This is a genomic window from Vulcanisaeta distributa DSM 14429, assembly GCF_000148385.1.
GTDB classification, from domain to species: Archaea; Thermoproteota; Thermoprotei; order Thermoproteales; family Thermocladiaceae; genus Vulcanisaeta; species Vulcanisaeta distributa.
In genome coordinates, this window is record NC_014537.1 from 212,475 (window position 1) to 224,684 (window position 12,210).

Genomic DNA, 12,210 nt, shown 5'->3' on the forward strand with positions numbered 1-12,210 from the left:
ATGGGTAGTGTCTTTGGGCACGTGTTTAGGGTTGTGACCTTCGGGGAGTCTCATGGACCTGCCATTGGGGTTGTCGTCGATGGCGTCCCTGCTGGCGTGGCTATTGATGAGTCGTTTATTAAAAGGGAGCTGGAGAGGAGGCGCTTTTGTCATTTGCCGATCCTCAACCCTAGGTGTGAGGATGAGGAGTTTCAAATACTGTCTGGTGTTAAGGATGGATTTACCGAGGGCACTCCAATAGCAGTTGTTATTTGGAATAAGAGGGCCATCTCTGATTACTACAATGAGCTTTGGATGAAGCCTAGGCCGGGCCACGCAGACCTTGCCTATTACCTAAAGTTCGGTAGGTTTTATGATCATAGGGGTGGTGGTAGGGCCAGCGGTAGGGAGACGGTGGCTAGGATAGTGGCTGGGGCCATTGCGAAGACAGTGCTTAAGCAGACAATAGGTGTGGAGGTCTCTAGCCACCTTGTCGAGCTTGGCGGCGTGGCCATATCCAGGGAGGACTACACCTTCGAGGATGTGGTTAAGTCCTGGGAAAAACCGCTTCCCATGGTTGATGATGAGGCCATGAAGAGGGCCATAGATGTGTTAATTAATGCCGTTAAGGATGGGGATAGCGTTGGCGGTATTGGCGAGGTATTAACCACCGAGGTTCCGCCGGGGCTTGGCGAGCCCGTCTTTGATAAGTTAAAGGCTGACCTGGCTAAGGCCGTAATGTCAATAGGCAGTGCGGTGGGTGTTGAGTTTGGGCTTGGGTTTAGGCTTGCCAGGATGAGGGGTAGTGAGGCCAATGACCAAATAGTGCTTAGGGGTGGCAGGCCGAGGCTTGAGACCAACAGGATTGGCGGGATACTCGGTGGTATGAGTATTGGCGAGCCCATTAGGTTTAGGGTTGCCTTTAAGCCAACGCCCAGCATTAGGAAGCCCCAGAGGACCGTGGATTTGGAGAGGATGATAGAAACTACGATAACCTTTAGGGGCCGCTACGACGTGTCCACGGCGCCAAAGGCGATACTGGCGGCTGAGGCTATGACCGCCATAGTCCTCGTGGACCATGCAATGAGGGCTGGGCTGATTCCTAGGGTTGTTAAAAGGTAGGTTTATAGGTTGGGAGGGGGTAACCTAGTTGGGTGGAGGTAACTGCTCTTTGACATCAGGGTTAAGGAGAGCCTTAGGGACTTGTTCGATAGGGATGATGAGATTGAGAAACTTAGGGCTAGCCTTAATGAGCCGTTGGTGGTGGTCTTCGGCCTTAGGAGAGTTGGTAAGTCCTCATTAATTAAGGCCGTACTCAATGAATATGCACCAAGTAATTACTTCTACATAGACCTGAGGAGGTTTGAGGAGAGTGGTTACGTGAGTTATAGGGACTTTGTTAAGGCGCTTGAGGATTCCATAAATGCTAGGGTTAGGTCGAGAAGGTTATTGAGCATGCTCTCAAGGATTAGGGGCGTAAGTATTAGCGGCTTTAGGGTGAGCTTCTCCTGGGGCAGGGATAGGGTTATGCTTGCGGATATCCTGGACTCAATAAATGATTGGGCCGGCGATGAGGGGTTGAGGGCCATTATCGTCCTTGATGAGGCCCAGGAACTCGTTAAGGCGAGGGGCTTCAACGTACTGCCGGTCCTCGCCTACGCATACGACAACCTGAGGAATCTAACATTCATAATAACCGGGTCTGAGTTCAGGGTATTCACAAAGTTCCTTAAGTTGAACGACCCAGAATCCCCACTTTTTGGTAGAGCCTACGTGAGTATTACACTTAAACCGTTTAATGAGGAGCAGGCTGTTGAGTTCTTGAGACGTGGATTTAAGGAGCACGGTATTGAGTTTGACAGGGCTGAGGAGGTCTATGAGGAGCTTGGCGGCAATCCCGGCTGGTTAACACTCTTTGGCTATAGAGCCCTGAGGATGGGGTTTAATGAGGCCTTAAACGAGACCAGGAGGGAGGCTGTTGACCTGATTCGTAGGGAAATATGCAACTTCATTAATGAGGGCAGGCACCTGGCGGAGAGGAGGTACTTAAGAATACTCGAGGTTTGCGTCAGTGGTTGTCGCTGGTCAACCATTAAAATGGCCCTTGAGGCCATGGAGGGTAGGGAATTGAATAACTCCATTGTTGACTCCCTAATTAAGGCGTTGCTGGATTACTCATTACTCATTAAGGAGGGTAATACCTACGTATTGCCTGATAAGTTGATGAGAGATGCGGTGATTGGGCTTAGATGCTTTGTAAACGCAGTAAATAGTGATAATGTTTAAAAATATAGTTTCTTAATAACCATGGGACCTCTATGGAATATCTAGATTCGTAAGGTACGGGGTAAAACATGGTCGTTGCCTTAACCCAGCCGTGAATAATCACCGCCTGATAGGTGGTTATTATGCTCTCTGAATTGAGGCGTAGCATTGATAATATTGATGAGGAGTTGATAAAGCTAATTGGGGAAAGGATTAGGCTCGCCACAGAGATTGGTAAGGTTAAGAGGAGCCTTGGGTTGCCCGTCATTGATAGGGATAGGGAGGGTGAGGTCATTGCCAAGTGGGTTGAGGGATTGAGTAGGTTTGGCGTTGATGCCGAGACCGCCATCGGCATTGCCCAATCAATAATTAGGGCCTCAACAAGGGCTCAGTTAGTGGGTAGGCTTGGCATTGGTGTGACAATAATCGGCAGTGGTAGGGTTGGTAGGACCCTCGCCAAGGCGCTTGGTAGGGTCGCTGACGTAGTCCTTCAGAGACATGACGAGGAGTTGGTTCCCAACGACGTCATTATACTGGCCATGAAGCCCACGGATGAATCAATAAACATACTGAGTAGGTACTCAGGCAGGCTTAGGGGCTCCATAGTCATGGACTCATTCTCAGTTAAGACGCCCATGTTTAGGCTAATTGAGGATGAGTCGCTGAGGGCAGGCTTCCACTACATAAGCATCCACCCACTCTTTGGTGAGTTGAGTAATCCAATTGGCGAGACTGTGATCTTAATACCATCAAAGACCAGTGGTGATAAGCTCGAAATTGCTAAGGATCTATTCACGGGTGCTGGACTCAACGTCGTTGTTCTAAGCAGTCCTGAGGAGCATGATAGGTTTATGGCCTATTTGCAGGTTGCCCACCACGTGTTACTACTCACGCTTTACGCGGCATTGAGGAGAATCGGCGTTGACCTAAATACTCAACTCGTCACCCATAGCCTTAGGTACACGTTTAAGGCGTTGGAGAGGGTTTTGGAGCAGGTTGAGGTTAGTAGTGAGTTGTTTAGGCTTAATCCATACTCGAGGAGTGTGGTTGGGGAGTTGGGTGATTTATTAAAGGAGGTTGTTGAGGGGCTTGATAAGGGCGATATGACGGGGGTGTTGGGCCATGATAATCAAGGTATCCAGGGATAAGGTGGATGACATAGCCAGCCTACTGGATAAGGCTGGGGCTAAATTCAGCGTTGTCAGGGTTTATGGGGAGGACTTAGTGGTTACCTGGCCGGACGTGAAGGTAGACGCCAACGCCATTAAGTCGGTGGACCCCAACGCAATTATTGTGGAGGTTAAGGCCAAGTATCAATTGGCGAGTAATGCCTGGAGGGGTAGAACCATAGTTGATGTTAGTGGTGTTAGGATTGGCGGTGATGAAGTCGTAGTTGCTGCGGGGCCATGCGCAGTGGAGAGTTATGAGCAGGTTAGGGATACAGCCATCGCCGTTAAGGAGGCTGGGGCTAAGTTGCTCAGGGGCGGCGCGTTTAAGCCTAGGACGAGCCCGTATAGCTTTCAGGGGCTTGGTGTTGATGGGCTGAAAATACTCAGGAGGGTGGGTGACGAGGTTGGCTTACCGGTTGTCTCTGAGGTCATGGATACGAGGATGGTGAAGACCGCGGCCGAGTACGTGGACATGCTACAGATAGGTGCTAGGAATGCCCAAAACTTCGACCTGCTCAAGGAGGTTGGTAAGTCGGGAAAGCCCGTACTCCTTAAACGAGGTCTCGGCAACACGGTTGAGGAGTGGCTACAAGCCGCTGAGTACATACTCCTTGAGGGTAATGGCAATGTGGTACTCTGCGAGAGGGGTATAAGGACCTTCGAACACGCCACCAGGTTCACACTGGACCTAGGCGCGGTGGTTGCAGTTAAGAGGTTAACACACCTACCGGTTTGTGTCGACCCATCACACCCAGCAGGTAAGAGGGACCTAGTAATACCGCTGGCCCTGGCCGCAATAGCCGCCGGCGCCGACATGCTCCTCGTGGAGGTTCACCCAAGGCCCTGGGAGGCCCTTTCAGATGCGGAGCAGCAATTAACATTTGAGATGTTTAGGGAGTTGATGATTAAGGGTAGGGAGGTGGCTAGGGCGATTGGTAGGTCGTTATGAGGGAATTCACGTATAGGTCACGGGATGGCGATGTTAAGGTGTTAATCAACATTGATCATGGCGAGGCCCTGGAAAGAATTACCAAGGATTATACGGGATGCGTTGTATACGCCTCAGGGAATATCGCCAATAGGGTTAAGGCCACTTGCCCGGTAATTCCAATAGTGGATGGTGAGGAGGGTAAGAGCATCGAGACGGCACTAGGCATTGTGAGGAGTGCCCATGAGGTGGGTATTGATAGGGACGGCCTATTCATAGGGGTTGGCGGTGGAAGTGTTCTTGACGTCGTCGGTTTCTCAGCATCAATATACCTGAGAGGTGTTGATTACGTTAATGTCCCAACAACCATGCTCTCAATGGTCGACGCATCCCTCGGTGGTAAAACGGGCGTTAACGCCCTGGGCCTTAAGAATGTGATTGGGGTCATTAGGCAGCCCAGGTACATAATCATTGACCTATCCTTCCTAGACTCACTACCAATGCCTAATTACTTAGATGGCTTTGCGGAGGTTATTAAGTATGGCGTAACGATGGATAGGGAACTGCTTAATGGGGTGATGGGTAATGCCGATGGATTAATTAACAGGGACCGTGCACTCCTCGAGGATGTTATCTACAAGTCGTTAAGGGATAAAGCCAGCATTGTTGAGGTTGATGAACTGGATAAGAGTGGTGTAAGGGCTGTCCTTAATTATGGACATACCGTGGGCCACGCCATAGAGTCTGCGACGAACTTCTCGGTTAGCCATGGCAAGGCTGTGGCGCTGGGCATGGTGTGTGAGGCCCGCGTTGGTGTTAGGCTGGGCTACACGCCTAGGGATGTGCCTAACCTACTAATGAATGCATTATCCATGTTCAATTTAATTAATGAGGTTGATGTTGACGTGAATAAACTCGTAGGTGCAATGTTGAGGGATAAGAAGAGGAGTGGTGATTTCATAAAACTCCCCGTGGTTATAGACGTGGGCAGGTGGGATGTGGTTAGGGTGGGTATTAAGGAATTGACTGAGCTGGTGATTAGCGAATGCAGGTCTATGCCGTAATTGGTTACCCGCTTGATTACACGTTATCACCCAACATACATAATTACGTGTTCAGGGAGTTGGGGGTTGATGCGGTTTACGTACCACTTAAGGTATCGCCAGATAGGTTAGGGAGCTTCGTAGACTTTGCCAGGGACTCCCTGAGTGGGTTTAACGTAACCATACCACATAAGGTCGCCATAGTCAGGTTGATAGATGGTGTCGTGGGGCCTGCCAGGGAGCTCGGCAGTGTTAATACGGTGGTTAATAGAGGTGGTGAGTTATTGGGGTACAACACTGATTACATAGCCATTAAGCAAGCGCTAAGTGATAGGGGTTATTCAGGCGGTGACGCCTTAATAATTGGCGCGGGCGGTGTCGCCAGGGCGGTAGCGCTAGCCCTTAGGGACCTTGGGTGTTCCAGGGTCTACGTCATGAATAGGACTGTAGAGAGGGGTCGTGAATTGTGCTCATTAATTAACTCCTGGGGCATTGACTGCGTGGCTCTTGATTTTCAACGGAATATTAACATTAAGGCGCGGTTGCTTGTTAATGCCACGCCATTGGGCGTCAACGGTGATTTCCCAATAGATCCAGGGAGTACTGGTGCGGGGCTTGTGCTTGACCTGGCTTATAAGCCGAGCGGCATTACGGGCTTAATAAGGCTGGCTCGTGAGAGGTCCATACCGTATATTGATGGTCTCGAGATACTGGTTAGGCAGGCGATTGAGGCGGATAGGATTTGGCTCGGCCCATTTGAGGAGCCGACTTGGTATGACGTGCTCGAGAAATTACGTGATGGTTTAATTTAATTTTTAATTTCACTCCCTATTGAACATTGATAATGAGTTCTTGAGTAATTTAACCTTATTGCATAGACCAATACTTAACTGACCGGGCCCTGTCTTTCCACGTACTGAGCAGTACATGAGGGCTGAGCCCATCATTATCGAGATGGCCCTATATGTTGGGTTTCTTGGTATCACAGCCACATTGATATCGCTCACATTAAGTAGCCTTAGCAGGTTTAGGAAGTCGTTATCATTTATTGAGAAGACCTTATATATTAATGCCTTAAACCTCCTCGCCGTATCCAAGTCCTTAACCGCTAAATCATACGCACTCACATCCCTACTAAATACGTGCCTCGAGAGTATCGAGCCCTCGGCAACATCGCCATACATGTCGGGGTACTTAACCAATAAATCAACCTCAACATCAGGCACAGCACCAACACCCTTACTAAACTCGAGAATCCCATACTTAACCTCAGGACTCACTGCACGCCCGCCACCCTCCTCACGCTCCCTCACGGTGACTATGGTTGGGTAATGCGATACGTAATCCTCAATGACCCTTTTAACCTCCTGGGTCAAGCCCAGGTTATCCATGTAATCGAGCCTAAGCTCCACGGCTTCGCAGGATGTGGGTAAGTAATAAAAGGATGGCTTCTTCAGGGGCACGGCACACACAAGCACGGGCTTACTCGCTAGTAGTTTGTCCCATGTAGACATTACTAGGTATTAATACTTAGAAATTTAAAAATATTGTTATTAAATGCCAATACTAAATAGATCATGGGATTCACGGGCATGGAATACATAACCTATGGAGGTATATCTATAATTAACGCGATACCGGCGTGGCTCGGCGGTGCCGCCGCCATAGACCTCAAGGTTAGGGTTAGAGTTAGGGAGGGTTACTGCGGTGTGGGTGATTTCGTTGGTTTCATCATTAATTACCTAAGGAGTAAACTTGGGCTTGGGTATGACGTGTGTGTTGAGGTTGATAGTGAGGTTCCACCAGGTAGTGGATTAAAGAGTAATAGCGCCGTTGCGGTTGGCGTAATATATGCCGTACTGAATTCATTTAGGGGAAGTGTAGATCCTGTGGAGGTCGCCAGATTAGCCGCTGAGGTGACTAGGGCTCACGGCTCATCAATAACTGGCGCCTTTGATGACGCATCAGCGGCATTGCTTGGGGGCGTTGTACTCACTGATAATAAGTCATTAAGGGTAATTAGGCAGTTAAACCCGGATCCACTTACGGTAGTTATAACTGGTTATAGGGTTGGGAAGAACCTACAGGGCATTGATAGGTTGAGGGCTTTATCGGGGCTTTACCAGGCATTATTCAATATAGCGCTCAATGGTGATCTATGGAGGGCAGCCACAATAAATGGAATCCTCGTTGCTGAGTCCCTGGGCTATCACAATGCCCTAGAAACCATAGGCATCGCGCTAAGGCTTGGTGCAGTGTCGTCAGGCGTGAGTGGTAATGGGCCGGCGGTATATGCAGTGTTTAAGCCGGGTGAGGAGGGGCCATTTATAGATTATATAAGAAATACCTGGGGTTACTACATAGTTACCAGGTTGGTTGAGACTCGGTATTTAGTCTCGTGAGGATTCGCGGAATATGTTATTGGGAATATAGAGAATATAGGTTAGGATAATCCTTAAATATTTGTTAAATGTCTCGCAACCCGTATGGAATATCAGGACTTCCAATGGTGATTAATGGATCGAAGACCTTAATTGACGTGAATAGGCTTGTGGAGGTTAGGGATAGGGCTAGGGACCTGCTGATTAGGTTGGATAGGGAGTTCCCATACATTCACCTGGGCTCCTCGCTGGCTGCGTTGGATATAATTAATGTCCTCATTAGGATTATGAGGAGGGATGGTGATTGTAGGGACTGGTTCATACTTAGTATTGGCCATGTTGCACCGGCTTTATACGCTATATTGACCGTTGAGGGATTAATCCCTGCGGAGAGGCTCATGGAAATTAATCAATTATCCTCAAGCATATCAACACATGCAGATAATATGGACTTGCCATACATAGACGCCACAACTGGTTCACTGGGTCAGGGGCTTAGTATGGGCGTGGGGCTAGCCCTGGCAAATAGGGTTAAGGGTTGTAACGACGGCATTGTGTATGTGCTGATGGGTGATGGCGAATTAAATGAGGGCCAGCCCTGGGAGGCGGCAATGACTGCCGTTAAGTACGGCCTAGATAACCTGGTGGTAATCGTCAGTTTAAATGGTTATCAATTGGATGGTCCTGTGGGTACGATAAAACCCATTAATTATGCCAGGGTCTTCGAGGCCATCGGTTGGAATGTGCTTTATGGTAATGGCCACGATTACGAGGACATTGTTAGGCTCATCAATAAGGCACGTGAGGTTAGGGGCAAGCCAACGGTAGTATTCCTAAGCACCGTTAGGGGTAGGGGTGTGAAGAACCTCGAAAACACGGGTAAGCAGACGCTAAATCCGCCGCCGAGACCGCAATTCTCAATGAGGGAAGCCCTAGGGACCGCACTGGCTAGGCTTGGCGAGGATAATGATAAGCTCGTTGTTGTTACGGCTGACGTTGGTGAGTCAACTAGGGCTAGGTACTTCGGCGAGAGGTTCCCAGATAGGTACTTCAACGTTGGCATCTCTGAGCAAGACTTAATTGGAGTCGCCGTTGGGCTTGCCCTGGGGGGCTACGTACCCGTCGCCATGGCCTACGCCATGTTCATGATGAGGGGTTGGGAACAAATAAGGAATTCACTGGGCAGGATGAACCTAAATGTGAAGCTCATAGCGACGCACGCTGGTTTGAGTGACTTCGCCGATGGACCAAGTCACCAGGCACTTGAGGATGTGGCCCTAATGAGGACACTTAGTAACATGGTCGTAGTGGCACCGGCAGATGCGTGGGATGTGGAGAGGATAATACCCAAGGTCATTGAGTACAAGGGCCCGGTCTACGTTAGGGTTGGCCGTGATCACTCACCGCCGATAACCATGGACATGGACTATGAATTTAAGATTGGTGAGGTCTACGAATTGATTGATGGTGATGACGTAGTTGTCATGGGTTATGGCCCACCACTCTATAATGCCGTGAGGGCCGCCCTGGAGTTAAGGAGGATGGGCATCAGGATGGGCGTTTATAATGTACCGACGATTAAACCCATTAATACCGATGCCGTGGTTAGGATAGCCCGTAGGGTTGGGAATATAATCGTCGTTGAGGAGCACTCACCGAGGGGCGGCCTTGGCTCTGCAATTGCCGAGTTAGTGAGTGGTTTTGCCAGGGTTAAGATACTCGGTGTTGATGGTTATGGTCATTGGGGTAGGTCTGAGGAGGAATTGCTCAGGTTTTATGGGCTTGATGAAGAGTCAATAATGGATGCCGCCCTGAAGCTCATTAATTCGTGAGGATGCACAAAACTTTTTACCTCAGGGTACTAGTGATGATGAATGGGCAAGTTAATTGTTAATGGCTTTAAGGCTCGGGAGGGCGTCGTCGAGGCTCCACCATCCAAGGCATTAACGCTTAGGTACCTCCTTGCCTCAGCCCTCTCGAGGACCTGGGTATCACTCAGGAAGTTGAATTGGGGCGACGATACTTGGTCAATGATTAGGGGGGTCAAGCCTATCTCAGAGATTGAGGTTAGGGACGACTACGTGAGGACTAGGCGTGGGATGATGGTAGAGAGGTTTAGGGTGATTGACGTTGGCGAGAGTGGATTCACGCTCAGGGTATTGACGGGGGTTTACTCGGGCATTGATGGGACGACATTACTAATACCGAGGGGTTCACTCATCGGTAGGCCAATGGATGAGTTATTGGGTGCCCTCAAGAACCTTGGCGCCAAGGTTGATAGGTTGGGGAGTATAATTAGGGTCGTTGGTAGTAAGTTGGTTGGTGGTTACGTAATGATTAGCGGCTCAGTGAGTTCGCAATACATATCAGCCCTCCTATACCTTGCACCACTCACTGAGGGTGGTATTGAGGTAAGCATTAAGCCACCCATAAAGTCACGCCCATACATAGACGCGACAATAAGTGTTCTCAGGGACTTTGGCATAAATGCGGAGAGGAGCGATGACACGATATACGTAAGTGGGTCCCAGGAGTTTAGGGCTGTTAATGAGGAGTTCATAGTACCGGGTGACTACTCATTGGCCGCGTACTACATAGCCCTCTCCGTACTGACCGGCATTGACCTAAGGATAATGAACCTGCATAGAGATAGGGCCATCGAGAGTGAGTACTCATTCATTAAATATGCTAAGGAAATTGGTGTAGAGATTGAGGAGTACGAGGACTCAGTAATGGTTAAGGGTTCCTCTACTAAATCGCTAAGGCCATTGAATGCGGACTTAAGCGATTCGCCAGACATAGTAATGCCCCTAGCACTCCTACTCACGAGGGTCCAGGGTAGGTCAAGGATATTGGGTGTTAGTCACTTAGTGTATAAGGAGAGCAATAGGCTTAGGGGTGTTGCTGCCGTCCTTAAGTGCCTTGGTGCCGGCGTAAGTGTTGATGAGGCTAATGGTATTATCGAGATAGAGGGTACCCATGAGATTAAGGGTGGTTGTGAAATCGACGCCTTAAATGATCATAGGATAGTGATGATGGGTGTCATAGGCGCTCTATCTGCCAGGGAACCAGTGGAAATAATTAATTGGGAGGGTGTTAGTAAGTCCTGGCCGACATTCATTTGGGACCTGGAGAGGTTGGGTGCTGATATTAAGTTGGCTTAGTCATTCAAGGCATTATTAACTAGGCCTTCTGCTATTGACGAAATTCTTAATTATAATTCCTTAAGAATTCATACAAATCTTTTTATTAAAATTAGAATATCAAGAGAACGGTATGTCCGAGGTACGTGAAATAATATTTTACGGTAAAAGCGGGGATGGAGTGCACGCGGTGGCTGATCAATTAGTTCAAAGGTTGATTAAGCAGGGGTTTTACGTGATTTCATACCCTGAGTATGACCCAGAGCGTAGGGAGACCCTGGCAAAGATTCACGTGAGAGTTTCCAGGGAACCAATACACGTGAGAGGCCCTGTAATGAATCCAGAGATTGCCGTATTCTTTGATGTTAGGCTACTTAGGGATAACCAGGAGGCATTGGGTGCTCGGAAGATCATTGTTAATTCCCCAAGTAGGGAACTTGTGACTAAGTATGTAGGTAATGTTAACGGCGAGATAATTAGCATAAACTTAAATGAACTAAGGAGGACCGGTGCCGATTACACGACACAAGTCGTTAATTTAATAATCGACACACTACTTAATGGCTACACTCGATAGGTCCCTAGCAAGTTCCACACTCCTCATTAACGCCGTACCCACAAGCACCGCGTTAGCACCCTCTCTAGCAAGCCTTAAAGCGTCATTGACCGTCTTAACGCCACTCTCCGCGACTATTATGTTAGCCTTACCCCTAACGGCTCTGATTATTGAGACGGCCCTATCCAGGGACACTGATAGATCGCTTAAATCCCTAGAGTTTATCCCAAGCATCACGTCTGGGTCTTTACTAACAACGTCTAATGCATCAACCTCATTATCAACCTCAATGAGCGGCTCTAGCCCAAGGTTGATTGCGTAATCCACTAAATCCCAAAGGGCATCACCCAGGAGTCTCTTAATGAGTAATACTGAGCTCACGCCTAACCTCCCAGCCTCCTCAATCTGTTCTCTACTGATTACGAAGTCCTTGTACAGCACTGGCTTACCATATGTAAGTGCTATCTTAATGAACTCGGGCGAGCCCAGGAAATATATCGGCTCCACTAAGACGCTGAATCCAGTAGCGTATCTGCCAACGGCGTTGAAGTAGGTCCAGGGGTCAAGGTCAAGCCTAATGACGCCACTCGGGCTAGCCCTCTTATACTCGGCTATTAGGGCTAGGTAGCCCTCGGAATTACGCTTCTCAATTGCCCTTACCATACTCGGAGCCCTAATACCGGCCTTAAGCGCCTCCACACGCCTCCTGGTTAACTCGCCAATGGCGCTTAGGAAGTCCACGACGG

12 protein-coding genes are annotated in these 12,210 nt (G+C 48.9%); 10 read left to right on the forward strand and 2 right to left on the reverse strand.

Going from position 1 to position 12,210, the window contains the following annotated elements; translation table 11 throughout:
• From aroC to VDIS_RS01060, 6 genes are all read left to right on the forward strand, one after another.
• Entirely contained in the window at nt 1–1,101 is a 1,101-nt protein-coding gene (gene aroC, locus VDIS_RS01035) for a chorismate synthase (RefSeq protein ID WP_013335349.1), read from the forward strand.
• Between the two features lie 81 nt (nt 1,102–1,182).
• On the forward strand, nt 1,183–2,265 hold the full coding sequence (locus tag VDIS_RS01040; RefSeq protein ID WP_216086137.1) for an AAA family ATPase: 1,083 nt from the start codon (nt 1,183–1,185) through the stop codon (nt 2,263–2,265).
• 122 nt (nt 2,266–2,387) lie between these two features.
• On the forward strand, nt 2,388–3,392 hold the full coding sequence (locus VDIS_RS01045) for a prephenate dehydrogenase/arogenate dehydrogenase family protein (RefSeq protein ID WP_013335351.1): 1,005 nt from the start codon (nt 2,388–2,390) through the stop codon (nt 3,390–3,392).
• Nucleotides 3,367–4,362 carry a 3-deoxy-7-phosphoheptulonate synthase gene (gene aroF, locus VDIS_RS01050; protein ID WP_013335352.1) on the forward strand — a complete coding sequence of 332 codons (996 nt, stop codon included), beginning with the start codon at nt 3,367–3,369 and terminating at the stop codon, nt 4,360–4,362. The genes VDIS_RS01045 and aroF overlap by 26 nt, the downstream gene beginning before the upstream one ends.
• On the forward strand, nt 4,359–5,405 hold the full coding sequence (locus VDIS_RS01055; protein WP_013335353.1) for a 3-dehydroquinate synthase: 1,047 nt from the start codon (nt 4,359–4,361) through the stop codon (nt 5,403–5,405). Before aroF ends, VDIS_RS01055 begins: the two co-directional genes overlap by 4 nt.
• Entirely contained in the window at nt 5,387–6,196 is an 810-nt protein-coding gene (locus tag VDIS_RS01060) for a shikimate dehydrogenase family protein (protein ID WP_013335354.1), read from the forward strand. Before VDIS_RS01055 ends, VDIS_RS01060 begins: the two co-directional genes overlap by 19 nt.
• 9 nt (nt 6,197–6,205) lie before the next feature.
• Here the strand turns inward: VDIS_RS01060 and VDIS_RS01065 are convergent, their stop codons facing one another.
• Nucleotides 6,206–6,898 carry a type I 3-dehydroquinate dehydratase gene (locus VDIS_RS01065; protein WP_013335355.1) on the reverse strand — a complete coding sequence of 231 codons (693 nt, stop codon included), beginning with the start codon at nt 6,896–6,898 and terminating at the stop codon, nt 6,206–6,208.
• A gap of 63 nt (nt 6,899–6,961) precedes the next feature.
• Between VDIS_RS01065 and VDIS_RS01070 the strand changes: the two genes are divergently transcribed.
• The 4 genes from VDIS_RS01070 to VDIS_RS01085 all read left to right on the forward strand — a co-directional run bounded on the left by VDIS_RS01070 (nt 6,962) and on the right by VDIS_RS01085 (nt 11,485).
• The gene (locus VDIS_RS01070; RefSeq protein WP_013335356.1) at nt 6,962–7,786 is read left to right on the forward strand and encodes a shikimate kinase; all 825 of its coding nucleotides are present in this window, start codon (nt 6,962–6,964) and stop codon (nt 7,784–7,786) included.
• Between the two features lie 68 nt (nt 7,787–7,854).
• Entirely contained in the window at nt 7,855–9,597 is a 1,743-nt protein-coding gene (locus VDIS_RS12530; protein WP_013335357.1) for a transketolase C-terminal domain-containing protein, read from the forward strand.
• A 42-nt stretch (nt 9,598–9,639) separates the two neighbouring features.
• On the forward strand, nt 9,640–10,929 hold the full coding sequence (gene aroA / locus VDIS_RS01080; protein ID WP_013335358.1) for a 3-phosphoshikimate 1-carboxyvinyltransferase: 1,290 nt from the start codon (nt 9,640–9,642) through the stop codon (nt 10,927–10,929).
• A 112-nt stretch (nt 10,930–11,041) separates the two neighbouring features.
• Nucleotides 11,042–11,485, forward strand: coding sequence for a 2-oxoacid:acceptor oxidoreductase family protein (locus tag VDIS_RS01085; protein WP_013335359.1), 444 nt, complete (start codon nt 11,042–11,044; stop codon nt 11,483–11,485).
• On the opposite strand, the gene VDIS_RS01090 is transcribed toward VDIS_RS01085, so the two are convergent.
• Complete coding sequence (locus VDIS_RS01090) at nt 11,462–12,205, reverse strand: indole-3-glycerol phosphate synthase TrpC (RefSeq protein ID WP_013335360.1); 744 nt, start codon at nt 12,203–12,205, stop codon at nt 11,462–11,464. The two genes, VDIS_RS01085 and VDIS_RS01090, sit on opposite strands and share 24 nt — an antisense overlap.
• Nucleotides 12,206–12,210: the final 5 nt, after the last annotated feature.

Bases quoted from the DNA above. Each gene is read 5' to 3' on its own strand.
- aroC (WP_013335349.1), top strand. From the start codon at position 1: ATGGGTAGTGTCTTTGGGCACGTGTTTAGGGTTGTGACCTTCGGGGAG.
- VDIS_RS01045 (WP_013335351.1), top strand. From the start codon at position 2,388: ATGCTCTCTGAATTGAGGCGTAGCATTGATAATATTGATGAGGAGTTG.
- aroF (WP_013335352.1), top strand. From the start codon at position 3,367: ATGATAATCAAGGTATCCAGGGATAAGGTGGATGACATAGCCAGCCTA.
- VDIS_RS01055 (WP_013335353.1), top strand. From the start codon at position 4,359: ATGAGGGAATTCACGTATAGGTCACGGGATGGCGATGTTAAGGTGTTA.
- VDIS_RS01060 (WP_013335354.1), top strand. From the start codon at position 5,387: ATGCAGGTCTATGCCGTAATTGGTTACCCGCTTGATTACACGTTATCA.
- VDIS_RS01065 (WP_013335355.1), bottom strand. From the start codon at position 6,898: ATGTCTACATGGGACAAACTACTAGCGAGTAAGCCCGTGCTTGTGTGT.
- VDIS_RS01070 (WP_013335356.1), top strand. From the start codon at position 6,962: ATGGGATTCACGGGCATGGAATACATAACCTATGGAGGTATATCTATA.
- VDIS_RS12530 (WP_013335357.1), top strand. From the start codon at position 7,855: ATGTCTCGCAACCCGTATGGAATATCAGGACTTCCAATGGTGATTAAT.
- aroA (WP_013335358.1), top strand. From the start codon at position 9,640: ATGGGCAAGTTAATTGTTAATGGCTTTAAGGCTCGGGAGGGCGTCGTC.
- VDIS_RS01085 (WP_013335359.1), top strand. From the start codon at position 11,042: ATGTCCGAGGTACGTGAAATAATATTTTACGGTAAAAGCGGGGATGGA.